This window comes from Rhizobium sp. UBA1881, from assembly GCF_002338015.1.
In the GTDB taxonomy this organism is placed as follows: Bacteria; Pseudomonadota; Alphaproteobacteria; order Rhizobiales; family Rhizobiaceae; genus Rhizobium.
Genome location: NZ_DDHH01000115.1, coordinates 1 through 23,723 on the forward strand (window position 1 = coordinate 1; position 23,723 = coordinate 23,723).

Genomic DNA, 23,723 nt, shown 5'->3' on the forward strand with positions numbered 1-23,723 from the left:
CGAGCGCGCTCCAGGCAACCTTCGGTGCGCGCAGGGCCACACGGCATTTGCCCCGTCGCCTCCGGAGCAATTCGCACGCAAGCCGGTTGGAGGTGTGGCCTCCGGCGTCAAAATCATGCCTGGAAAGCGCGGCGCACGTCACGAAAACGTCACGCGGCTCTGCCATGCGTTCCGGCTGTATTGTAGTTTCATTACCCGGGTTCCTAATGACATCCTCTCCAATAGCCGCGCGCCTTTCGCCAAACGCCTCCCCTCGCCTGATCACTCTCGCATCGACGGTGGTAAAGGCCGGCGAAACGGCCAGACGGTCGCTGCAGCGCCGGCGTATTAGTGATGTGGTGTCAAAGGGGCCGCGCGATTACCAGACGGAGATCGACGTTGCCGTCGAGCGGATCATCGTGGCGGACATGATCGCGGCATTCCCCACCTACTCGATCAAGGGCGAAGAGGATGTCGGCAACCGGGTGGTCGGAACGGATGCGCCGATCATCTACATCGACCCGATCGACGGGACGACCAACTTCGCCTGGGGTATCCCGCATTTCGGCATGACGATTGCGATCGCCGAAAGCGGACAGATCGGTGCTGGCGTGGTCTATGATCCGATGCTTGACGAGCTGTTCAGTGCCGAACTTGGTGGTGGCGCCTATCTCAACGGCGAGCGCATTTCCTGCATCGACAACTCCGATATCGAAAACGTCGTCGTGGGCGCCGGCCTGCCCGTTCCCGGTCAGGTCAAGGCGGTTTCAACGGACGTCTATTTCGACGCGCTGAAAAGATTGATGGGCAGCACAGCCGGCGTACGGCGAGCGGGCTCGGCGGCACTGTCGATCGCATATGTTGCAAGCGGCCGTCTGGACGGTTTCTTTGAAGATGGCTTGTCGCCACATGACTATGGGGCGGCTGCACTGTTGGTAACGGAAGCCGGCGGCACGATATCGGCATTCAAGGGCGGCCCCGTGACGTCGAACGGCGACATCCTCGCGGCCAACAACACGCTGCACCCTTGGCTTGTCGAAGGATTTGATAGCAACTAGTTCCAATCACATTCAGTGAGGCGATACGCCGGTTGCGGTGCCAACCCGGCGAACCCTCGTCATTGTTGTAATGAGACACACTCGGCTTGCGTATCGATAGCGGTCGTGCGCGCAAGCGCGGGACGCGCCGCGGCCACTGGAATTGTTATCGCACATTCGACTTCGCGCAGCCGCAACCGCGTTTGACAGGACGTTGTTATTGACTGTCCCAAGCAACAACCTCAAGCTTGCCTGCCTGACGACCAATTTAAGCTGTGGGCCACTCAAGTCTCATGCGAGACCAAATCCGTACGGGAGGCATTTTCTACGCCAACGGCAACAATCTCGTTGCAGTGGCGCAGATGATAAAGCATCCTCGGACGAGGAGAACCACCGTCTACCGATAACCTCGCGAGAATATACGAGATGATCATCTCCTTTCGGCAGCAGCTAAGCGAATAAACGTCGCCTACGAACTCAACCGGCACATCCAAGGCATTGCGCCATTGCGCCCGACGGCGCACTCGTCCCGCTAACCTAGCCCAGAATCTGAAGACTCCATCGGTAGGCCTTGGCTCGCCCGACGACTTGAACTGCGTCGCACTCGCCGACCTTGGTACTGCGTCAGCCAGCGAGGTGGTGCTGTACCCGCGTCCTGCCTTCGGCTTTGCCGACAACGTCAGGCCACTTGGCGACAGTCTTGGCAAAGTCCTTGACGGGGCTGGGATCTCGCTTTCGGGCACGCCAAGCTCTCGGTTCGATCTCCAACTTCACTCAAAACCGCAAGGCAGCAAATTATTCTATCTTTTCTATAGAAATAGAAACACCTGCCTTCATTATCCCTTCGGCACTGCTTAACTTCCAAGAAAATGCGCGACAAGAGGATACGCCGATTTCGATGCTGGAACACGTCCTATCAGAGCTGGCTCACCGGGGTGACTGATCGGAAACACCGGACAACAGACATACCATTGCTACGCAACAGAGAATAATTTTTGGGCGAGGCAATACATTCTTGCACTGAAACATCCGCATGCGCGGACAGGCCTTCAGGCCAGCCGCACCCCTCGAATAAGCGGGAAAGCCCGCGAAAGGAACTTTGATGAGCAACGATCTTATTGTCGGCTTCTCGGGCAACATCACCCGACCCTCCAGCACGAAGCGCTTCGTCGAAAACGTAACGGCCTCACTAGCTGAGCGCGCAGGTCTGGAGCATGTGGTCTTCGATATCGAGGATTTCGGTCCGGCGCTGGCCACAGCGCGTTCGATCGCGGACCTCGACACGAAGGCGCAGGGGGTGATCCGCGCGATCATCGAGGCTGACGCCCTCGTCATCGGCTCACCGACCTATAAGGGAAGCTATACCGGCCTGTTCAAGCATGTAATCGATCTGCTCGATCCGGCCGATCTGCGCGGCAAGCCGATCATTCTGACCGCAACCGGTGGCGGCGACCGGCATGCGCTGATGGTCGAACACCAGCTCCGTCCGCTGTTTGCCTTCTTCGAGGCTTTTGTCGTGCCAACCGCCGTCTACGCGTCGAGCCGTGACTTCACCGATGGCGCCCCCTCGCCTGCGATCACTGGCCGCGTCGAACAGGCGCTGGTCCAAGCCGCGGCGCTGGTGCGCACGCGCTCGGCGCCCACGGCAATCGCCGCGGAATAGTCGACAGCTATCGCATTTGGCGGTGCACTTCTTCGAGATATCAAGGCATAGCCGGAACCGGGTTAGCTATGGCAGGGCAAAAAACATGTGGTCGGTATTACCAACCACATGTTACGCAGGCGCGACCTCGAGGCCGCCTTATCCGGCGACGAGCTCGAAATCGACTGCTTCTCGCCCAAAGATGAAACGCAGTTCCTACCGGAGCGCCTTGTTCGCCTGGACGCGCTGACGATCTGGGACGCCCGGCCCGGGGCAAGGAGCATCCCTCATCTTGCGCGCTGCAAAGGCGTGGTGCGTTATCGTAACTCCTGCTGAAGCGGGAGCGTCGCTCGGTAGATATCACACACTCCGCAGGTGGCAAAAAGCTCCTGCTCTATTCATCCACCCTGCCTTGCTCGGCAAGCGAGAGTTCTTGGATCCAGCTGTCGAGCGCGGCAGCGGCAACATGTCCTTGGGTAACGATCTCCGGCACCAAGTCAATATCGGGCAGACTACCCAGGCCGAGCGGGCCCATGGCAAACAACCCATGAAAGCGCTGCGGTCCCGAGGCCGCGCGGCCGCAGCGATCGACGAGAATACCAAGATCGACCTCGTCACGTTTTGCAAGGCCGGCGCGCAACACGGAACGATAGAGCGGAGAATCAAGATCCGTTGGCCGCGACCGGCAATCGACAGCCCTGCTGGCGTAGAGCACCTCGAGGCCAGCCGGTCCTGAAAAAAGCACCCCATTCGTCGCGATGCGTTCGACCTTGCCCTTGCGCAGAGTGATAGCACCATCTGCGATGGCCTGATGAAGTCGCTCAAAATGCTCAGGCGGCAGACGGTTACGATGGCTATCATATATTGCGCGCACATGGCGCTTGAAGCGGCCGCGCTCCTCCTCGCTAAGCTCTTGCCACAGATCATGAGCCCGCAGCCTGAAGCCATTCATGATGCCCTGCCAGCCAGTTCCATCGGCATTGGCAGCCTCCGCCGCCCGACGCAGGTGCCTGAAGGCACCGCGAAGCGTGCGGGGAAACGGCTCATCGGACACGATCGGCACCACGGCCGAGCGGGCATGTGATTGCGGCAGGAAACCTGAAGCCGATATCAACGTTACGTGTCCTGCCTGACCGTCTGCCAACAGGCGAAGGGCCCGATCGACCGCACGGACACCGGCACCGATCACGACGACATTATCACCACTGGGGTCTACCTGCCCTCCCGTCGGATTCTCACGCAACCCATAGCCCGTAGCGAGAAAGACCGCATCGAAACGGGCGCTCTGCCGGTCGCCAAACGAAAGCGAAAATCCCTGTTCCACGCTATGATCCAAGCTCGTCACGATCTCGGGACAGATCTGCACGACGACGTCGGTCCTATTTTGCAGCACTTCGGAGAAGCGCTGATGCACATACAGGGAAAACAGCTCCCCAGGCACGAAGGATTGATCCAGTCCCGCCCCCTCATCGTCGGCGCCATCTCCAAGCGTCTGCTCGGCCTCGAGCCATCTACTGAAGTCGTCGCGAACCACCGGATCGACGGACAGGTCGCGAACCCGGCTGTTGAGTAACGTCGTTGCCGATTGGCTTACGCCCCTGCTGAGATCAACCGTCTGTTGCGGGTCATACATGACAAGATGGAATGGCCTTTTGACCGTCCTCAGCAGCGCAATGGCCGTCAAAATGCCGGTGAAGCCGCGGCCGACGATCGCGACCTTGAACAGCGAACGTGTCTGCAGATTTCGCGTTTGTCCCGAAAAACTGGAGGGGAGCTGTGTCATGCGTCAGTTCCTTTCCTGCATTGGTCCGGCAGCATGCACCGGCTCGGATCGGGCTAGGGCATATCGTCTACCAAAAGCATAGAAATTATGATTGTGAAGGCAAGCTCTTTTTGAGAGGCCGCGATTGGGGCAAATGCGGCAACGGGCGCAGGGCGGTTTCCCAGTCCTTAGCGGCGCACAATCAGCGACGCCAAAGAAATGACTTTTCTCGCCTCGGATAGTTTATGGATTTAATGTTCTTTTCTTTCGCTCGCCGATCTTTCATCCATAGTGATCTCAGCCTGGGAGAGCACGAGATGGACAGAATACCTCATGCAACGGGTCGAATTAGCCAGCTGACTGCCCGACTGGCAAGCGAAGAAGAAGCGATCGCAACAGCAAACCAGTTCGCCTGCCGCTATCGGGAAATGGCGTCGGCGCCCGATAAGTGTCGGCGTCCGAGCGGCAGTGAATCCGACGCGATATCGCAATCCGGCCTGCTAGGAATTACCGTTCCTCCGGAATATGGCGGCATCGATATATCCAACGCGGTTCTCGCGAAGATCACCTCGATCCTCTCGCAAGCTGATGGGCGGATTGGCCGGATCGTGGAGAACCATTTTTACATTCTTGAGACGCTGAGAACCGACGGGACGCAGGAACAGAAGCGCTACTTCTTCGCACGTGCCCTTGCCGGTGACAGGTTCGCCAGTGTCCCGTCGGAGCGCGGTTCAAAGACCCTCGCCAATGAAGATATCAGAATTACCCGAGATGGGTTGGGCTATCGCGTCAACGGTTGCGGAGGCGAGGACGCAAGCGCGGCGTTTGCGGATTGGATTGCTATCGTCGCGCTGAACGAAGAGGACAGGTTGACCATATCGTTCGTCCAACATGGAACAGAAGAAACGAGCACTGCCAGCGGCGCGGCGGTTTTGGACCATGTCTACATCCATGCGGACGCCGTCATCGCGCACTACAAGAGTTTTGAGCGGCCAACGACGTTGGGCGCATTGGGTCAGGTCCTTGAGGCTAGCGTCGATCTCGGTATCGCTCGAAGGAGCTTCTCGCAGGTCATTGAGAGCACCAAAATGCACTCCCGATCATCGGTTCATGGCGGCACCCATGAGAGTTCGGGAGACGCTCGGTCCATCACCCGCATCGGAGCGCTGGCGGTCCGGCTGGAGGCCGTAACTGCCCTGATCGAGAGCGCAGGCCTGAAGGTCGATATCGCACAGATCGAGACGACCGAGGAAAACGTGACGGCTGCCGCGCTCGCTGCGGGCGCCGCCAAGATTCTCACGTCGGAGATTGCCATAGACGCCGCTGAAGCCTTGGTCGAACTCGCCGCAGCGTCAGCCGCCGATGCCGGCCTCACTCGGCTCCGTCAGGAGACCGGCATCCGCGCACAGCTAGATCCCGCGCACAGAAGATATCACGCCGCCCTCGGCCAATATCATCTCAACGGCATCACACCGCCGAGCAGCGGTTTGGGCCTATAGAGTGACGTGACGATAGACTGACATCGGGCAAGAGAATGCTCTTTGTCCTGCTATCGCGTACCTCCTGCTCCTGAGCGCCGCACAATTGCGCGGCGCTGTGGGTTTGTGGCCCTGCATGCTGGGCAACCGACTTCAGCCGGCAATCTTGGTCATTCGGTGAAGCGCGAAATCAGCGAAGTAGTCGCCAGCGCCAAACGACCGGAAACGCCGCATCGCGGCGCCCTGCATATGAGCGCGCCACGTTTCTTCGCTCTCCCAGCTCTCCACAAAAATGCGAACGCGTCCGTCATCGAGCGACTGGTGCAGTTCGTATCTTAGGCAGCCGTCCTCGACCAACGTCTCGGTAACAAGCTTTTCCTGGGCTTCACCAAGAAGCGCCTCCTTGCCCGCTTTGGCGGTGGTGATGGCGATAATGGTCAATGGTTCGTTGGCCATCGATCGTCCTCAGGCGATGGTGTTCACGAGGCCGCCTTCGGCACGCAGCGCAGCGCCGTTCGTGGCCGATGAGCGAGGGCTGGCGAGATAGGCGACGAGGTTGGCCACCTCTTCGGCATCCACCATGCGCTGCAGGATCGAAGCGGCACGCGCGGTTGCGAAGAATTCGGCCTCGATTTGCTTGATCGGTGCAGACGGATCGCTGGCCTGGCTGCGCAGAAACGACTCGATGCCTTCTGAACGCGTCGGCCCCGGCAGGACCGAGTTGACCGTGACGTTGCTGCCGCGCGTCAGCTGCGCCAATCCGCGCGAGATCGACAGCTGGGCAGTTTTGGTCGTTGCGTAGTGGATCATGTCTTGCGGAATGGCGAGGCCGGATTCGCTCGAGATGAAGATGATACGCCCCCAGTTGCGCTCCAGCATGCCGGGAAGATATGCCCGCGACAGACGTACACCGCTCATGACGTTGACGTCGAAGAGGTGGCTCCAATCGGCGTCGGTGATATCGCCGAAGGCCTTGCTCTCGTAGATGCCGAGATTGTTGACAAGAATATCGACCGCAGGCGCCGCATTGGCGATGATTTGAGCACCTTCGGCGCTGCTGGCATCGGCGAGCAATCCGCTCACGTCCGATTTTCCGGTTGCCCTAATGGCGGCGACCGCCGCGTCGAGCTTGGCGCCGTCGCGCCCGGTGATGATGACGCGCGCACCTTCCGCCGCGAGAGCACGGGCGATTTCAAGACCGATGCCGGCGGTGGCGCCGGTCACGAGTGCGGACTTTCCGGTAAGTTGCAGGTCCATTGCGGGGCTCCATGTGTTGTGTTGGTGAACACAATCTATGACTTTGCCGCCGAATGAACTATTGCTTTGCGAGAACATGCACCTGTGAACAAGGATCATCAATGCCACGCGTCCTGATGGAGCGCTCCGGTGAAATGGAAGTGTTTGCGCGCGTTGTGAGCGATGGCGGCTTCTCCGCCGCTGCCCGCAATCTCGATCTCACCCCATCGGCGGTCAGCAAGTTGATCGCGCGTCTGGAGGCCAGGCTCGGCACGCGGCTCCTGTTGCGCACGACCCGCGCCTTGACCCTGACCGAGGAAGGCGAAGCCTATCACCATGCAGCGCTGAAAATTCTGCAGGAGCTTGACGATGCGGATCAGGAGGCCGCGGGCGGTGCGATGAGGGGGCGGCTCAGGATCAATGCGACCATTCCCTTCGGTACGATGTTCGTGGTGCCGGCCATACCGGATTTCATTGCCCGCAATCCCGATCTGATCGTCGATCTCAGCCTGACCGACAGCATCGTCGACATGGTGGCCGAACAGACCGACGTCGCCATCCGGATGGGCAATCTGCCAGACAGCGGATTGATCGCCCGCAAACTGGGACAAAGCCGACGCGTGGTCTGTGCCGCGCCAAGCTATCTCGAACGGCGCGGATATCCGGCAACGCCGGGGGATCTCGAACAGCACGACTGCCTGACATTCAATTTCCGGCGCGCGCGACCGTCATGGCCGTTTCGCGTCGCGGGACGCGAGGTCGGCCAGCCGGTAAAGGGCAGTATCGTGGTCAACAACGGCGAGACGATGAAACAGATGGTGCTCGCGGGCGCTGGCATCGCCCGCATTGGTCTGTTTCATGTGGCGGACGACATCAGGTCCGGACGCCTGGTGCCGCTGCTCGAGGAACACAATCCAGGAGACCTGGAATTGGTTCACGCGGTCTACGTGGGCGGCGGCCCGCTGCCCCACCGCGTCCGGGCCTTTATAGAGCACATGGTCGTCACCCTGGCCGGTTCGCCTCTGCTCCATGGAGAGGCGAACCGATGACCACAGCAAGGGGGATGGCTCGTTCGACATGACATCGTAGATACAGGGCGATGCGAGGACCGCCGCGATCATGACCGCAAAGACAGCTATCTTCATTGTAATGTCTCCCTTGCCGTCCACTTAGACCAATGTCAGCTCGACGGCGATATTGCCGCGCGTTGCCTTCGAATAGGGGCATGTCTGGTGCGCATCGTCGACAATCGCGCGGGCGAGTTCGGGATCGATTCCCGGCAGGCTGATCGCCAGACGCGCTTGCAGGAAATAGGCGCCGTCGGTGGTTCCGAGATCAACCTCCGCGTTGACCGCCGTCTCGGCCGGGAGCCTGAGCTGGCGCTTGCCGGCGGCCTTGGTCATCGCGCCGATGAAGCAAGCCGACCAGCCGGCCGCGAACAGCTGCTCGGGATTCGTGCCCGGCTTGCCGCTGCCGGGAGGCGACAGGCGAATGTCGAGCTGTGCGTCGTCGCTGCGGGCAAATCCTTCGCGGCCGCCTGTGGTGTGGGTCTTGCCGGTGTAGAGAACGGTATCGATCTTGGTCATGGAACACTCCTTATGTTGCGTCGCCTTTTTTCATCGCTTGGGCGACGTTGGCTGACAGGGAGTGTTTTGATGGATCCGCGTATCCGGCATGTTTCGGAAAATGCCGGAAGTGTATCAGAACGTACGCAGCGGCTTCGCAGACATTCAGCCTTACAAAAAGCGCCCGATGATCGGCGAAGCGATCGGTTTTAGCGGAGCCGGATCTCCGCCGCCAAACCGCCGTCCGTGCGGTTGTAGAGCCGAACCGAGCCGCCGATCGTTCCGGCAAGCTGCTGGGCGATCGCCAGTCCAAGCCCTGTCCCGCCTGTGTCGCGGTTGCGCGACGTCTCGACACGGAAGAAGGGCTGCATGGCGCTCTCAAGCATATCGTCGGGGATGCCCGGCCCGCGATCCAAAATGGTGACGACGACATCGCCCTCTCCGCTCCGCTCGACAGCGATGTCGGCGCTGCCAGCGAACTTGATGGCATTGTCGATAAAGTTCGTGAGAATTCGTCGCAGAGCATGCGGCTTCGTCGACACTGTACCTTGAACGACGCCGAGCACGGTTACGGCCTTTCCCGTATCCTGATAGTCGTAGGCAATGCTGTCGATGAAGGAAGAGAGATCAATGCGCGAACTCTTTTCGCCATTGCCATGCGAGCTTCTCGCATAGGCTATGCCGTCCTGCACCAGTCGCTCAATTTCGCGCAGGTCGTTGACGAGCTTGTCTCTCTCCGGCGTGTCGTCGGCCATATCGGCGCGCAGCCTCATGCGTGTGATGGGCGTCTGCAGGTCGTGCGAGATCGCCGCGAGGATCTGTACGCGCTCCTCCAGATAATGCCCGATACGGTCGCGCATCGCGTTGAAGGCGCGGGCAGCGTGCGCGACTTCGCTCGGCCCCCGCTCGCTCATCGGCTCGCCCTTTTGGGCCGGATCAAGCGTATCGGCGGCGGCGGCAAGCGCGCTTAGCGGGCGGATGGCCAGGCGCACGGCAAACCAGGTGCATATGACGAGAAGCGCCATCTGCGCGGCGAAGACATAGGGAAGCCATTCGGCCAGCGGCATGACGCCACGCGGCGTGACGTCAATCGTCAGCGGCGCACCATCAGACAACGTCAGATGGGCCTGGAGTCTCTTGCCGTCACCTGGGATGGATTCGACCTTGAGGGGAAACTTGCGACCCGCCGCTTCCTCTACCCGTTCCGCGATCTCGGCGCCCCGGCCGGACATGTCGGAAACGCCAGGCAAGCCGGGACCAAGAACGAGGCGATAATTGCCGCGGCTAAGGCGATCGACCCAATCGGCCCGCTCATTGGCAGGCAGACGGTCGATAACGGCGATCGAGGTCGCGAGATCGCTTTCCAGCGTGCCCAGCATGACGGCCTTGGCCGACATATAGCGTTCGGCAAACAGGATGCTGAACGACAGGCCATAGGCGATTGCCAGACCGGCAAACAGGATGAGAAAGAGCCGGGAGCGCAACGAGCCCGGCCACCAGCCGATGCGAGCGCGCGCCTCGCTCATGTCCTCGGCTCCGATATTTCAACCGGAACGGAGAAGACATAGCCTTCGGCGCGCACCGTCTTGATATAAGTCGGCTCGCGCGCATCGTCGCCCAGCCGCTGGCGCACGCGGCTCACCAGAAGATCGATCGAGCGGTCGAACAGCTCCGCATCGCGGCCCTGCGTGAGATTGAGCAGCTGGTCGCGGTTGAGGACGCGTTGAGGGTGATCGATGAAGACCCGGAGCAGCCGGTATTCGGCGCCGCTCAAGGCGATCTCTGTCCCCTCCTTGTCGAGCAGATGGCGGCCGACGGTATCGAGACGCCAGTCGCCAAAGGACAAGAGCTGACCGGCCTCGGTGATTTGGAGATTGGGCGGCAGCATGCGCGTCCGGCGCAACACCGCCTTGATGCGCGCCAGAAGCTCACGTGCTGCGAAGGGCTTCGGCAGATAGTCGTCTGCGCCCATCTCAAGGCCGATAATCCGGTCCATTTCGTCGTCGCGCGCCGTTAGCATCAAAACGGGTATGGCCTTGTGCTTTCCGGCCCTGAGTTCGCGACACAGCACCAAACCGTCGTCACCCGGCATCATCACGTCGAGCACGATCAGATCGACGGAGTTGCCTTCCAGAAAGCTGCGCATCTGGCGGCCATCGGCTGCGACGGTCGTGCGCAAGCCATTCTTCTTCAGGTAGCTCGATACGAGCTCGCGAATCTCACGATCGTCATCCACGATCAAAATATGGTCGATGTGCTCCATGTCTCGTCTTTCACACGATTCGCGGCCTTAAAGTCAGCTATTAGTTTCGCGTCGGCCACCGCGAGTAAAGGAGATTTCTCGCAGGTGGCCGATCGCTTTAGAACGAGGCCACGTCGATCACAGCCTTGGCAAACGCCTCGGGTGCTTCCTGCGGCAGATTGTGCCCGATGCCACCGGTTACGTTGCGATGCTCGTAATGGCCGGAGAACTTGGCCTTATAGGCGGACGGGTCGGGATGAGGCGCGCCATTGGCGTCACCTTCCATGGTGATAGCAGGCACGGTGATGACGGGCCCCATGGCCAGCTTCTTTTCATAGGCATCATACTTCGCTTCGCCTTCGACGATGCCGAGACGCCAGCGATAGTTATGGATGGTAATGTCGACGTGGTCGGGATTGTCGAATGCGGGAGCCGAACGGTCGAAGGTCGCGTCGTCGAACTTCCAGGTGGGGGACGCAGTTTGCCAGATCAGCCGCGCGAAATCGCGGGTATTGGCCGCATAGCCGGCGCGGCCACGCTCGGTGGCGAAATAAAACTGATACCACCAGGCAAGTTCGGCCTTGGGCGCGAGCGGCTTTTTGTTGATCTCCTGACTGCCGATCAGATAGCCGCTCACCGAAACCAGCGCCTTGCAACGCTCCGGCCAGAGGACTGCCATGATGTCGGCGGTACGCGCCCCCCAATCGTAGCCTGCCACAATCGCGCTCTCGATCTTGAGCGCATCCATCAGCGCGATCATGTCTGCTGCAAGCGCGGACTGCTGGCCGTTACGTGGCGTATCCTTGGAGAGGAATGTGGTGGTGCCGTAGCCGCGAAGGTAAAGGACGATGACGCGGTATCCAGCCTTGGCGAGGATCGGCGCGACGTCGACATAGCTGTAGATATCGTAAGGCCAGCCATGCAGGAGCAGAACGGCCGGACCGTTTGCCGGGCCGGCCTCGGCGTAGCCGATATCAAGCACACCTGCGTTGATCTGCTTCAGCGCTTCGAACGACTGGTGCCCACCAACCTTCTTTGCGGACGAGGTGGCCGCGGTCTGCGCGTTTGCCAGCGTTGTGGCGCCGAATTCGACGGCGGCGACGGTCATTGCGGCGATGCCGAAGAAGCGGCGGCGATCGAGGTTGATTAAATTGGTCATGGATCTCTCTCCTGTCCGTGCTGACTATGCTCACGATAAAGCCGGCGCCGTGTATCCCCGATGTGTCGCCAGCGGACCGTTATTGAATGCGACTGTAGCGGCGGCCCGTCTGGATACATTAAGATACAATCGCCAAGCCCTTCCGCCGCCGATTGTTTCGCTCTGTAGCTCGGCCCGCGATCGCTACAGTTAGACACACTTCTCCTAGAGGCCAGACACATCCCGGATACGTCGTCACAACAGATTGCTGTCACTGCTGATCGAACCAGTGTCCGTTCAGCATCGCACCTGGTTTCAAAGGAAACGACGATGACGCTTCTTATCATTGCCTATCTCGGAGGGGCGCTGACCATTCTCAGCCCCTGCATCCTGCCCATTCTCCCCTTCGTCTTCGCTCGCGCCGGCCAGCCGTTTGTCCGCAGCACATTGCCGATGCTGATCGGCATGGCCGCCACCTTCGCGGTTGTGGCGTCGCTTGCGGCTGTGGGTGGCAGCTGGGCGATCCACGCCAATGAATACGGTCGGCTCACGGCACTCACTCTGCTCGCCGTCTTCGGCGTTAGCCTGCTCTCGCCGCGTGTCGCAAGCACGATCACGCAGCCGGTCGTGGATTTCGGCAACCGGCTGGTGAAGGCCTCGGGCAAGCCGGGCGCAGCGCCGACGGCATTGAGCTCGCTGATCCTTGGTATCGCGACCGGTCTCTTGTGGGCACCTTGCGCAGGTCCGATCCTCGGGCTCGTTCTGACGGGTGCAGCACTTCAGGGCGCAAATCTCGAAACGACCTTGCTGCTCATCGCTTACGCAGCCGGTGCCGCGACCTCGCTTGCCGTTGCATTGCTTATCGGAGGCAAGGTGTTTGCCGGCATGAAGCAGTCGCTCGGTGTCAGCGAGCGCGTTCGCCAAATTCTCGGCGCAGCCGTTCTTGCTGGCGTCGCCGCAATCGCGCTCGGTGCCGATACCGGACTACTTGCACGGCTCTCCTACGCCAGCACCACCTCCTTCGAACAGGCAGTCCTCGACCGCTTCAACGCAAAGCGCGATCTGCCCGCCCCCACCGAGGTCGCCAGCAACGGTGCAATGACCGCCGCCGCCGGCAATCTGGCGTTTCAGGCCAACCTGCCGGTCGAAGGTATTGCGCCATCGCTTGACGGTGCCGTGGAGTGGCTGAACTCGCCACCGCTGAGCGCCGAACAGCTCCGCGGCAAGGTCGTTCTTGTCGATTTCTGGACCTACTCGTGCATCAACTGCATCCGCACCACGCCGTTCGTTCGCGCCTGGGCCGAGAAGTACAAGGATCAGGGCCTCGTCGTGATCGGCGTGCACGCCCCGGAGTTCGCCTTCGAGAAGAAGATCGACAACGTCCGCAAGGCCGTCGCCGACGCCAAGATCACCTACCCCGTCGCGATCGACAACGACTACAAGATCTGGCGCGCCTTCGAGAACAACTATTGGCCCGCCCACTACCTGATCGATGCCAAGGGCCAGATCCGATACCACCACTTCGGCGAAGGCAATTATCGCCAGACTGAGCAAGCGATCCAGGACTTGATCCACGAAACCGGCAGCGCGAAAGAGGCCGCGAGCACGGTAACTCCGAATGCCAAGGGCGCGGAAGCAAGCCCTGATCTCAAGGATATTCGTTCCGGCGAGACCTACATCGGCTACGAGCAGGCCACCAACTTCGCCTCGCCGGAGGGTCTGCACGAAGACGCCAACAGAACCTACTCGGTCGGCGATCTTAGCCTCAACGAATGGGGGCTGTCGGGCGCATGGACGATCGGCCGCGAGCAGGCAACGCTCGAGCAGTCGGATGGCGGCATTGCCTACCGGTTCAGTGCCCGTGATCTCCACCTTGTCCTCGGTCCGGATGCATCGGGAAAGCCTGTGCGCTTCCAGGTGACGATCGACGGAAAGGCGCCTGGTGTCGACCACGGGGCGGATACCGACGCCGATGGCAACGGCACGGTGACGTCAACCAGGCTCTATCAACTCGTCCGCCAGGCGGGCGACGTCGAGGCGCACAACTTCCAGATCCGCTTTCTCGATCCCGGCGTCGAAGCCTACGCCTTCACCTTCGGCTGAACCTACCCCTACCCGATCTTAAATATCGATCCAAAGGAGACTAACTCATGAACCGCCGTATTATCGCCACCCTCGCCCTTGCATTCGCCACCAGCGTTGTCGCCTACGCGGCCGAGGCCGCCGAGGTGAAGAACATCGTCATCGTCCACGGCGCGCTTGCCGATGGTTCCGGATGGCGCAAGGCAACCGATATCCTGGAGAATCGCGGCTTCAACGTCACGATCGTGCAGGAGCCGATCACCTCGCTTGCCGATGACGTTGCCGCGACCAACCGCGTGCTCGACCTCCAGGACGGCCCGACGCTGCTCGTCGGCCACAGCTATGGCGGCATGGTCATCACCGAGGCCGGTCGCAACGCACATGTCGCGGGCCTCGTCTATGTGGCGGCCTTCCAGCCGGACAAGGGCGAAAGCCTGCTGTCGCTGGCAAGCTCCAAGCCGGCTGGCGGCATGAACATCCGCGAGACGAAGGACGGGCAATATCTCTACCTTGACCCCACTGCCTTCGCCAACGACTTCGCCGCCGACTTGCCGAAAAGCGAAGCTGCGTTCCTGGCAAAATCACAGGTCTTCGCAGCAAAGCAGGCCTTTGCCGCGAAGATCGGCGATGATCCGGCCTGGAAGTCGAAGAAGAGCTGGTCCGTTGTTGCGACAGACGACCGCTCGATCAATCCCGAACTCGAGCGTGACATGGCAAAGCGCGCGGGAAGTACGGTGACGGAGATCAAGGCAAGCCACGCGGTCTTCGCCTCTCAGCCAGACAAGGTCGCGGCCGTGATCGAAGCCGCCGCACACGCGGCTTTGAGGTAAGCTCCAGGTCTTAGTCAGTCATCCGGACGCGAAAGACGATGGAGGGGAGCGCTACGACAACGCGCTCCCCTCTCCCGTTCATCTAACCACTCACGACAAGTTCACAGCCAAATCCCCTTGACGCGGCGGCTGCGAGGAATAGTAAGGGCACTACCCAATAACCGTCGGCGCCGCGCGCTTCTTCGCCTACGCCGACGTTTGCCTCGAAAGCCTCCTATGACACAAAGAACTTCGCACCGCGGACTGGTCGTTGTCGCGATCATGGCAAGCATGGCGATGATCGCCATCGAAGCGACGATCGTCTCGACGGCAATGCCGCAGATCGCAGCCCAGCTCGGCCAAATCAATCTCTACTCCTGGGTCTTTTCGTCCTTCCTTCTGACACAGACCGCGACGACCGTGATCTTCGGCAAGCTCGCCGATATCTACGGCCGCAAGCCGATGCTGCTGGTCGGCATCGCGCTGTTTATGCTGGCATCCATACTCGCCGGTTTCGCGTGGTCGATGCCTTCGATGATCGCGTTTCGCCTGCTGCAGGGGATCGGTGCCGGCGCCCTTCAACCAGTCGCAATGACCGTGGTGGCCGATCTTTTCCCGGGCAATCAGCGTGGCAAGGTACAGGGATATCTGGCAAGCGTCTGGGCGCTGTCTGCCGTCGTCGGGCCGCTTCTTGGAAGTATCATCATTCACAACCTACCATGGGCCTGGATCTTCTGGATCAACATACCCGTGGGTCTTCTGGCGGCGCTGTGCTTCATTTTGTTCCTGCATGAAGAAAAGCGTCCGCGTGTCGTCTCCATTGACGTTGTCGGTGCCGCGCTTTTCGCAGTGTCGATTTCCGCGCTGATGATCGCGCTCACCGAGGTGGAGAACGGCCTCTCCAGCTATACCATTGGAGCCTTCGTCATCTTTCTGTTCGCCCTGGTAGCCTTCATCTGGCAGGAGCGCCGCGCAGAAGCGCCGATGGTCGCCCCCGATTTATGGCTGAGACGCCCGATCGCCTTCGCCAACTTGGCAGTTTTCTTCGCCAGCATGTCGATCATGGGTCTCACAACTTTTCTGCCGATGTACGTGCAAACGGTGCTCGACCGCTCGCCGCTTGTCGCCGGCTTCGCCTTGACCATGTTGCTTCTTGGCTGGCCCTGTGGCGCAACGATCGCATCACGTCAGTTCTCCCGCTTCGGTCTGCGACCGATCATGATCGTCGGGAGCCTGTTCATACCAGTCGGAACCTGCTTGCTCGTGCTATTGGCGCCGTCGAGTTCCCCGGTGCTTGCTGCTGCCGGCTCCCTGATCATGGGCTTTGGAATGGGCTTGATGAACATTGGCGCCCTCATCCTCACGCAGGAGAGCGTCGGCGCGTCCGATCGCGGTAGCGCTACTGCTTCCAACGTGTTTTCGCGCAATCTCGGCAGCACGCTTGGCGCCGCGGTCCTAGGTGCGGTTTTGACCTATGGCCTGGCGCACGCCAACAATGGGCAGGCGATCACGCCTGAGCAATTGCGGGCTTTGCTAAACGGTTCCGGCACGGTGCTTGGCGGCGGCGATGAGATCCGCCTGGCATTGCAACAGGCGCTGCACGCGACTTTCATGGTGATGATGCTTATTGCCATCCTGATCGTGCCGGCATGCCTGCTGGTACCACAGCAGCAAGCACCGCAAGCTGAACCGAAGCGCGCCTGATTGCCGACCACGCAAGACCGTCATTTCGGCGTGGTTACTCAGCGCCTTTTCCGGCCAGCACACGATTGTTGGATCGGCCACTTCGCTGGCCGATCCAAGTTTTTCGCGACGTCTTGCTGCATTAGGGCGACAGCGTGATCAGAATTCTTCCCAGTCATTTTGCGCTGCGGCGACAGAGGCGTTCCCGCTCCTGAAGCTGGACGTCAAGCGCTGGGTCAAAACCCGCGCCGGCGACGCCACGGGCCGCGAAGCTTCGGTCACGGAACCAAGCGACGCCTGTATGGGTCGGCGGCTGTGCTGATCAAGTGTGAACTGACCGAGCAATGTGTTCAGCGCACTGGCCTCCTTCGCCAGGCTGTGGCTGGCCGCATTCGTCTCTTCAACCATGGCTGCGTTCTGCTGCGTGCCCTGGTCCATGGTGTTGACCGCGGTGTTGATCTCCTGAATGCCTGTTGACTGCTCGCGCGCCGCTTCGACGATGGCCCTGACGTGCCTGGTGATCTCGGTCACCTCTGCTTCGATCTGCACGAGCGCCGTACCGGTTTCACCAACGAGATTGACGCCGGTGTTGACCTGGTTCTCGGAGGTCGTGATCAGGAGTTTGATCTCCTTGGCGGCCTTGGCAGATCGCTGCGCAAGTTCACGAACCTCCTGGGCGACGACTGCGAAACCCTTGCCGGCTTCGCCCGCGCGCGCCGCTTCAACCCCTGCGTTCAGCGCAAGCAGGTTGGTCTGGAACGCGATATCATCGATTACGCCGATAATGTTGCTGATTTCGCTCGACGACTTGGCGATCTCGTTCATGGCGGCAACGGCATTGCGAACGATGCCGCCCGACTTCTCGGCGCCAGAGCGTGTGCGCTCGACAAGCACGCTTGCCTCTTCCGCCCGCTTGGTGGAATCGCGCACGGTCGTGGTGATCTGTTCCAGTGCCGCAGCGGTCTCTTCCAGTGACGCGGCCTGCTGTTCGGTGCGGCGAGCGAGATCGTCGGCGGCGGAGCGAATTTCGGCGGCACCGGAGTTGATCACGCCCGCGTTCTTGCCCACCTCCTGAAGTGCTGCCTGCAACTTGTCGAGCGACACGTTGTAGCTGTTGCGAAGCGCATCAAGGTGATCCACGAACGGCTCGGAAATGCGGTACGAGACGTCACCGTTGGCAAGGCGGCTCAGACCAAGTGCAAGTGCTTCGACGGCCTGCCTGGTGTTGGCTGCATCCTGCTCCTTGGCGGCCTCACGTGCACGACGCTCCTGTTCCGAAAGCGAACGTCCTTCATCTGCCTCGCGTTCAAGGCGCGAGCGCTCCAGTGCATTGTCGCGGAATACGGCAACCGCAGCAGCCATCTGGCCAACCTCGTCCTTGCGATCCAGCCCGGGCGTCTCGCTTGCCGTGTCACCAGCTGCCAGTGCCTTCATGCGTTCCCGCAGGTGATCGATCGGCACTGTTATGCCGCGCGCGGCAACGAAGAGGCCGAGAAAGACGATCGCGACCAGCGCGACACCCAGTGCCGACAGACCGGTTACGATCGTGTGGTTTGTCGTCGCCTGGAGATCAGCCGTGCCCTCTTCCATCATCTTGATCAGCTGGTCATTGCCACCGGCAAACAATGGGAGAATAGCCGTCAACCGAGTGCCGGCTTCGCGCATGACCACAACGGCTTCGTCGCGTTTTCCCGCTTTGACCAGAGTGATGGCTTGCTGTGCGAGTTCATCGAATGCAGAGATCGCGGTCAACATCTTCGCGGCAGGCTCTGCGCGCGATTCCACCAGACGACCGGTCGTTGCGACGCGCTCCTTCATCAAGACGAGATTGTCATTATAGATCTTGATCGATGATGCGAATTCCGGCGACGCGGGATCGTTGATCATCATCAGCCCTAGCTGGAAGCCAAGCTGCAACAGTCCACCAGTAGCTCGGGCATTGAGGGTCGCAGCCATGCTCTCGTGCGACAGGAAGCTCGCGTAGCGGCTGTCGGCATTTTTGAACTGCATGCTGACATAGGCAAGTCCGGCGATGGCGGTGACACCCATCAAGGCAATCACGGCGACAATTTTCGTGCGAATTCTAGTGTTTTGGAGAAGACTCATTGGGAGGCCTGAGGGGACGCCGGCATCGCCGTCTGTCATCGAAGCGCACAAAGCCGCGATACCGCAGCCGAGGCGTGACATAAGCATTTGCCGTTAGACGAAGGATCATGGCAGCGAAACTCCCACCCTCATGGCGAATAGCTCCTCCCAGACTGCCGATGCAAATTTGTCGTCCCTTTAGCTTACGAAAGCTTTAAAGATTTCATCTTTTTACGGTAACGCCCCGGCGTGACACGGGACGGGACCTGGCTGTGGCGCATGACGACTGCGGCAATGCGCAACACTGGGGCAGTGCTTGATGGCCCCAGCCTCGAGACTGAATGCCTATATTTTGCGCAATTCAATATTTGCTTGATTTTTCGGCCGATCTCACGCATTCCAGACCAGCAAGATTGACACCCTCGTGAACGGAATGCTGACTGCCAGTGGCAACGCCTCAACCTGCCAAGCCCAGCCTCAATGTGCTGGTTATCGATGAGAACAGCATTCGGGCCTCCATCATCGAACTGGGGCTGCGCGAGGCCGGATATCAGCGGGTGACGGTCGTCGACGACATGAATGGTCTGGCGCGGCGCATCGAGGAGGTTAATCCCGATGTCATCGTCATCGATATCGAAAACCCTAATCGCGACATGCTTGAGAGCATCTTTCAGATTTCCCGGGCCGTGGCACGTCCAATCGCCATGTTCGTCGACAAGTCCGATGAGGATTCCATCATTGCCGCAGTTGATGCCGGTGTGTCCGCCTATATCGTTGACGGCCTGAAAAAGGAGCGGGTGAAGCCGATCCTCGAGATGGCCGTCAGCCGTTTCAACGCCTTCAACCGCCTGCAGCGCGAGCTGGCGGACGCGAAGTCGGCGCTTGAGGAGCGCAAGGTTATCGATCGCGCTAAGGGCATCCTGATGAAGATGCGCGGCCTGTCGGAAGACGAGGCCTTCGTGCTTCTGCGCCAGACCGCCATGAACGAGAAGAAGAAGATTGCCGATATCGCCCAAAGCGTCATCACGGCCGCCGGGCTATTGATGTGAGTGTTGGCGCCTATCATATGCTTGATGTCCGGAGGAAACCGGGATGGACAAGATCATGACCGACAATGCCAGCAGCGGCAGCCTTGCCGCACCGACAAGCACGGCGACCGAAGGCTCGAGAACGCTGCGCGCCGGCTTCATCCCACTTGTCGATGCCTCGGTCCTGATCGCAGCCGCGGAATTTGGCTTTGCCGCCAAGGAGGGGTTGACGCTCGACCTCGTCAAGGACGTTTCCTGGGCCAACGTCCGCGACCGCCTGGCGTTTCGCCAATTCGATATCGCCCATATGCTGTCGCCCATGCCGGTCGCCTCGGCGCTGGCGCTCGGCTCCAACCCGTCGCCGACGATCACACCCTTCTCGCTCGGGCGCGGAGGCAATGCGATAACCTTGTCGACGGCGCTCTTCGAGCGGATGCAGCAGGCGGCGGGGCTTTCCGAAACACCGACCGCGCTCGAAAGCGCGCAGGCGCTGGCAATGGTCGTGCGCGAGATGAATGCGGACGGCGAGCCGATGCCGACGCTGGGCATGACCTATCCCTTTTCCTCGCACAATTACGAATTCCGCTATTGGCTCGCGGCCGGCGGCATCGATCCCGACAATGACGTGCGGCTGGTCGTGGTCCCGCCACCGCTGACTTCGGACGCGCTTGCTGCCGGCGCCATCGATGGCTTCTGCGTCGGTGCGCCATGGAACATGATCGCCTCCGAGCGCGGCGTTGGGCGAATTGTCGCCGCCAAGCAGGATATCTGGCCGTCAGCGCCGGAAAAGGTGATCGGCATGCGTCCGGACTGGGCGGAGGCCCATCGCGACACCGTTTCCAGGCTAATCGTTGCGCTTGATGCCGCCGCCCACTGGTGCGACCGCGTCGAAAACCACGATGCGCTGGCGCAGGCGCTCGCCGATCCGCGCTACATAGCCGCCCCGGTCGAGATAATCCGCCATGTGCTGGCCGGCGAGTTCAGCCTTGACGCCAAGGGCAATCGTCGCGTGATCGACGATTACTTCCTTTTTCACGGCCGCTTTGCCAACTATCCCCGCCCCAGCCAGGCGCTCTGGATCTACAGCCAGATGGTGCGCTGGGGGCAGGCCGAGATGTCGCTGAACAATGCCAGGGCAGCGGCCTCCGCGTTTCGTCCCGATCTCTACCGGGCGGCACTCGGCCCGGATAGCGCCCCTGCCGATGCCGACATCCGCATCGAGGGAGGCATAGACGGAGACCGGTTTATGGACGGTCACGTCTTCGATCCGTCGCGGTTCGCCGACTACGTTTCGGGCTTCGCGGTCCGTAGCGTTCAATCGCCACCGAAGGGCCCGGACGACCACTGATTGTTTGTTGCTGTGCACAAATAGCTTGCACACCGGAATGCCGTCACGATGGCATTCGCACAAAACATTGCCATCAGAAAATCGAGACGAAAAATTGAGCAGATAAGCATCTGCCGATTTTATGCTTTATTTTCAATTGCATAAAATCGCACTTTAGAACTGGCACACCGTTTGCTTTGCTAAAACCGCACCGGTCAACGGCGATCGGGGCGAGATGAGCGCGCGATAAGCGCTCGCAAAAGACATCGACGTCGCAAGGCCTTTGTAGTCCGGGATCTTCCCTCCCGATGACGCATCTGCCGAGCGGCGTTTTTTTATTCCCCAAACTCCGGCCAGCACCAAGCAGAGGGAACCTGCGCAATGAGCAAGATAATCACGACCGGCATCACACGTCGCGGCATATTGAAGACCGCGGCAACCGCAGCCCTGATCACGGCGGTGCGTAGCGCCTTCCCGTCAGGCGCCTTCGCCGCCGGTGCAGGCCCCGAGGTGACGGGCGCCAAGCTCGGCTTCATCGCGCTCACCGATGCCGCGCCGCTCGTTGTCGCGCAGGAGAAAGGCCTGTTCGCCAAGCATGGCATGCCCGATGTCGAGGTCGCCAAGCAGGCGTCCTGGGGTGCCACGCGTGACAACCTTGTTCTCGGCGGAGCCGCCAACGGCATCGACGGCGCGCACATCCTCTCGCCGCTCCCCTATCTCATGCACACCGGCAAGGTGACGCAGAACAATCTGCCGGTGCCGATGACCATTCTCGCGCGGCTCAACTACGACAGCCAGGGCATCTCGGTCGCCAAGGAATATGCCGATACAGGCGTGCAGCTGGACGCCTCAAAGCTGAAGGCCGCTTTCGACAAGAAGAAGGCCGAGGGCAAGGAGGTTAAGGCGGCCATGACCTTCCCCGGCGGCACGCACGACCTGTGGATCCGTTACTGGCTCGCCGCCGGCGGCATCGATCCGGACAAGGATGTATCCACGATCGTGGTACCGCCGCCGCAGATGGTGGCGAACATGAAGGTCGGCAACATGGACGTCTTCTGTGTCGGCGAGCCCTGGAACGAACAGTTGGTCAACCAGGGTATCGGCTTCACGGCGGCAACGACCGGGGAACTCTGGAAGGGGCACCCGGAAAAGGCGCTCGGCATGCGGTCGGATTGGGTCGAGAAGAACCCGAATGCCGCCAAGGCGCTGCTGATGGCCGTGATGGAAGCCCAGCAATGGTGCGACAGCATGGAAAATAAGGAAGAGATGTCGGCGCTGCTCGGCAAGCGCCAGTGGTTCAACGTGCCGCCGAAGGACGTGCTCGGCCGCCTCAAGGGCGACATCAACTACGGCAACGGCCGCGTCGCCACCGGCACCGATCTCTACATGAAGTTCTGGGCCGGCGGCGTTTCCTATCCCTTCAAGAGCCATGACACCTGGTTCCTCGCCGAGAATATTCGCTGGGGCAAGTTCGCGCCGGATACCGACATCAAGAAGCTGGTTGACGAGGTAAACCGCGAGGACATCTGGCGCGCCGCTGCCAAGGACCTCGGCGTCGCCGCCGCCGACATCCCGGCATCGTCCTCGCGCGGCAAGGAAACCTTCTTCGACGGCAAGGTCTTCGATCCCGAAAACCCCTCCGCCTATCTCGACAGCCTGACGATCAAGGTCGCGTCCTGATCCGTGCCGCCGGCGTGGACCGCGCCGGCTCTTCCATCCCGCAGAGGAGCGTAGAATGCCCGCTTTGGCCAAGAAACAAACAATCGCGACATCGGCAACCGCAACGAACACCGCAACTATCCTGCCGCTCGCAAGGCGCCCGGCGGCAAAGATCAACATCACGAAAATCGCGGCCGTGCTTGCCCGTAACGTCCTGCCGCCGCTCGTCGTGCTCGCCATCCTGCTTGGCGTGTGGCAGGTGCTCTGTTCGTCGCCAACGGCCTCGCTGCCCTCCCCACATCAGGTGTGGCAGGAGAGCTTCGACCTGATCGCTTACCCCTTCTTCAACTATGGCTCGCAGGATATCGGGCTTGGCTGGCGCGTGCTGATCTCGCTGCAGCGCGTGGCTTACGGCTTCGGCTTGGCCGCAGTCGTCGGCGTGATTGTCGGCGCCGTCATCGGCCAGTCGGTCTGGGCGATGCGCGGCCTAGATCCGATCTTTCAGGTGCTGCGCACGGTGCCACCCCTTGCCTGGCTGCCGCTCTCTCTCGCCGCTTTCCAGAACGCCAACCCTTCGGCGATCTTCGTGATCTTCATCACCTCGATCTGGCCCGTCATCATCAACACCGCCGTCGGTGTGCGCAACATCCCGCAGGACTACCGCAACGTCGCTCAGGTGCTGCGGCTGAACCAGATCGAGTTCTTCTTCAAGATCATGCTGCCTTCGGCCGCCCCATACATCTTCACCGGCCTTCGCATCGGTGTCGGCCTCTCCTGGCTAGCGATCGTCGCTGCCGAAATGCTCACCGGCGGCGTCGGCATCGGGTTCTTCATCTGGGATGCGTGGAACTCGTCCCGCCTGCCCGACATCATCGTCGCGCTTGCCTACATCGGCGTCGTCGGCTTCGCGCTCGACAAGCTGGTGGCGGCAGTCGGCAAGCTGATCACCCGCGGCGCTTCGGCCAATTGAA

Annotated in this window: 22 protein-coding genes; 14 read left to right on the plus strand and 8 right to left on the minus strand. The window is 60.8% G+C overall.

All coding sequences use genetic code 11. From position 1 onward, the window contains the following. From B3605_RS14015 to B3605_RS14035, 5 genes are all read left to right on the plus strand, one after another. On the plus strand, positions 1 to 331 hold a 331-nt coding region (locus B3605_RS14015; RefSeq protein WP_296434589.1), incomplete at its 5' end, for a hypothetical protein. Next, positions 261 to 1,037, plus strand: coding sequence for an inositol monophosphatase family protein (locus tag B3605_RS14020; RefSeq protein WP_296434585.1), 777 nt, complete (start codon positions 261 to 263; stop codon positions 1,035 to 1,037). The genes B3605_RS14015 and B3605_RS14020, both read left to right, overlap by 71 nt. Before the next feature lie 679 nt (positions 1,038 to 1,716). Continuing rightward, positions 1,717 to 1,959, plus strand: a complete 243-nt coding sequence (locus B3605_RS14025; protein WP_296434534.1) for a hypothetical protein — start codon at positions 1,717 to 1,719, stop codon at positions 1,957 to 1,959. 159 nt (positions 1,960 to 2,118) lie between these two features. Further along, positions 2,119 to 2,679: an FMN reductase gene (gene msuE / locus B3605_RS14030; RefSeq protein ID WP_112943228.1), complete on the plus strand. Its 561-nt coding sequence runs from the start codon at positions 2,119 to 2,121 to the stop codon at positions 2,677 to 2,679. Positions 2,680 to 2,766: 87 nt separating this feature from the next. Continuing rightward, positions 2,767 to 2,994: a hypothetical protein gene (locus tag B3605_RS14035; RefSeq protein ID WP_296434536.1), complete on the plus strand. Its 228-nt coding sequence runs from the start codon at positions 2,767 to 2,769 to the stop codon at positions 2,992 to 2,994. Between the two features lie 58 nt (positions 2,995 to 3,052). On the opposite strand, the gene B3605_RS14040 is transcribed toward B3605_RS14035, so the two are convergent. Beyond that, on the minus strand, positions 3,053 to 4,441 hold the full coding sequence (locus B3605_RS14040) for an FAD/NAD(P)-binding protein (protein WP_296434538.1): 1,389 nt from the start codon (positions 4,439 to 4,441) through the stop codon (positions 3,053 to 3,055). 296 nt (positions 4,442 to 4,737) lie between these two features. On the opposite strand from B3605_RS14040, the gene B3605_RS14045 reads away from it, so the two are divergent. Then, a complete protein-coding gene (locus B3605_RS14045) occupies positions 4,738 to 5,919 on the plus strand; it encodes an acyl-CoA dehydrogenase family protein (RefSeq protein ID WP_296434540.1) in 1,182 nt (393 codons plus the stop codon). Positions 5,920 to 6,051: 132 nt separating this feature from the next. On the opposite strand, the gene B3605_RS14050 is transcribed toward B3605_RS14045, so the two are convergent. Both B3605_RS14050 and B3605_RS14055 read right to left on the minus strand, forming a co-directional pair. Further along, positions 6,052 to 6,354: a putative quinol monooxygenase gene (locus B3605_RS14050; protein WP_296434542.1), complete on the minus strand. Its 303-nt coding sequence runs from the start codon at positions 6,352 to 6,354 to the stop codon at positions 6,052 to 6,054. 9 nt (positions 6,355 to 6,363) lie between these two features. Continuing rightward, a complete protein-coding gene (locus tag B3605_RS14055) occupies positions 6,364 to 7,155 on the minus strand; it encodes an SDR family NAD(P)-dependent oxidoreductase (RefSeq protein ID WP_296434544.1) in 792 nt (263 codons plus the stop codon). A gap of 101 nt (positions 7,156 to 7,256) precedes the next feature. On the opposite strand from B3605_RS14055, the gene B3605_RS14060 reads away from it, so the two are divergent. Next, on the plus strand, positions 7,257 to 8,183 hold the full coding sequence (locus B3605_RS14060) for a LysR substrate-binding domain-containing protein (protein ID WP_296434546.1): 927 nt from the start codon (positions 7,257 to 7,259) through the stop codon (positions 8,181 to 8,183). 120 nt (positions 8,184 to 8,303) lie between these two features. Here B3605_RS14060 and B3605_RS14065 read toward each other — a convergent pair whose 3' ends face one another. The 4 genes from B3605_RS14065 to B3605_RS14080 form a co-directional block, all read right to left on the minus strand. Next, a complete protein-coding gene (locus B3605_RS14065) occupies positions 8,304 to 8,720 on the minus strand; it encodes an organic hydroperoxide resistance protein (RefSeq protein ID WP_112819775.1) in 417 nt (138 codons plus the stop codon). Positions 8,721 to 8,908: 188 nt separating this feature from the next. Further along, positions 8,909 to 10,225, minus strand: coding sequence for an ATP-binding protein (locus B3605_RS14070; RefSeq protein WP_112819777.1), 1,317 nt, complete (start codon positions 10,223 to 10,225; stop codon positions 8,909 to 8,911). Beyond that, complete coding sequence (locus B3605_RS14075; protein WP_112943234.1) at positions 10,222 to 10,962, minus strand: response regulator; 741 nt, start codon at positions 10,960 to 10,962, stop codon at positions 10,222 to 10,224. The genes B3605_RS14070 and B3605_RS14075 overlap by 4 nt, the downstream gene beginning before the upstream one ends. Positions 10,963 to 11,059: 97 nt before the next feature. Continuing rightward, positions 11,060 to 12,100, minus strand: coding sequence for an alpha/beta fold hydrolase (locus tag B3605_RS14080; protein WP_296434549.1), 1,041 nt, complete (start codon positions 12,098 to 12,100; stop codon positions 11,060 to 11,062). A 309-nt stretch (positions 12,101 to 12,409) separates the two neighbouring features. On the opposite strand from B3605_RS14080, the gene B3605_RS14085 reads away from it, so the two are divergent. From B3605_RS14085 to B3605_RS14095, 3 genes are all read left to right on the plus strand, one after another. Further along, positions 12,410 to 14,182: a cytochrome c biogenesis protein DipZ gene (locus tag B3605_RS14085; protein WP_296434551.1), complete on the plus strand. Its 1,773-nt coding sequence runs from the start codon at positions 12,410 to 12,412 to the stop codon at positions 14,180 to 14,182. Between the two features lie 47 nt (positions 14,183 to 14,229). Next, positions 14,230 to 14,991 (plus strand): alpha/beta fold hydrolase, encoded by a 762-nt coding sequence (locus B3605_RS14090; protein ID WP_296434554.1) that lies wholly within the window; start codon positions 14,230 to 14,232, stop codon positions 14,989 to 14,991. Positions 14,992 to 15,207: 216 nt separating this feature from the next. Beyond that, the gene (locus B3605_RS14095) at positions 15,208 to 16,674 is read left to right on the plus strand and encodes an MDR family MFS transporter (RefSeq protein ID WP_296434555.1); all 1,467 of its coding nucleotides are present in this window, start codon (positions 15,208 to 15,210) and stop codon (positions 16,672 to 16,674) included. Between the two features lie 138 nt (positions 16,675 to 16,812). Here the strand turns inward: B3605_RS14095 and B3605_RS14100 are convergent, their stop codons facing one another. Continuing rightward, the gene (locus tag B3605_RS14100) at positions 16,813 to 18,759 is read right to left on the minus strand and encodes a methyl-accepting chemotaxis protein (RefSeq protein WP_296434557.1); all 1,947 of its coding nucleotides are present in this window, start codon (positions 18,757 to 18,759) and stop codon (positions 16,813 to 16,815) included. A 425-nt stretch (positions 18,760 to 19,184) separates the two neighbouring features. Here B3605_RS14100 and B3605_RS14105 point away from each other — a divergent pair, with 425 nt between their 5' ends. From B3605_RS14105 to ntrB, 4 genes are all read left to right on the plus strand, one after another. Further along, positions 19,185 to 19,787 (plus strand): ANTAR domain-containing response regulator, encoded by a 603-nt coding sequence (locus B3605_RS14105; protein ID WP_112943240.1) that lies wholly within the window; start codon positions 19,185 to 19,187, stop codon positions 19,785 to 19,787. A 55-nt stretch (positions 19,788 to 19,842) separates the two neighbouring features. After that, entirely contained in the window at positions 19,843 to 21,114 is a 1,272-nt protein-coding gene (locus B3605_RS14110; RefSeq protein WP_296434586.1) for a CmpA/NrtA family ABC transporter substrate-binding protein, read from the plus strand. Positions 21,115 to 21,474: 360 nt separating this feature from the next. Further along, positions 21,475 to 22,773, plus strand: coding sequence for a CmpA/NrtA family ABC transporter substrate-binding protein (locus tag B3605_RS14115; protein WP_296434558.1), 1,299 nt, complete (start codon positions 21,475 to 21,477; stop codon positions 22,771 to 22,773). 55 nt (positions 22,774 to 22,828) lie between these two features. Next, positions 22,829 to 23,722 (plus strand): nitrate ABC transporter permease, encoded by an 894-nt coding sequence (gene ntrB, locus B3605_RS14120; protein WP_112819797.1) that lies wholly within the window; start codon positions 22,829 to 22,831, stop codon positions 23,720 to 23,722. The last annotated feature ends 1 nt before the right edge of the window (position 23,723 follow it).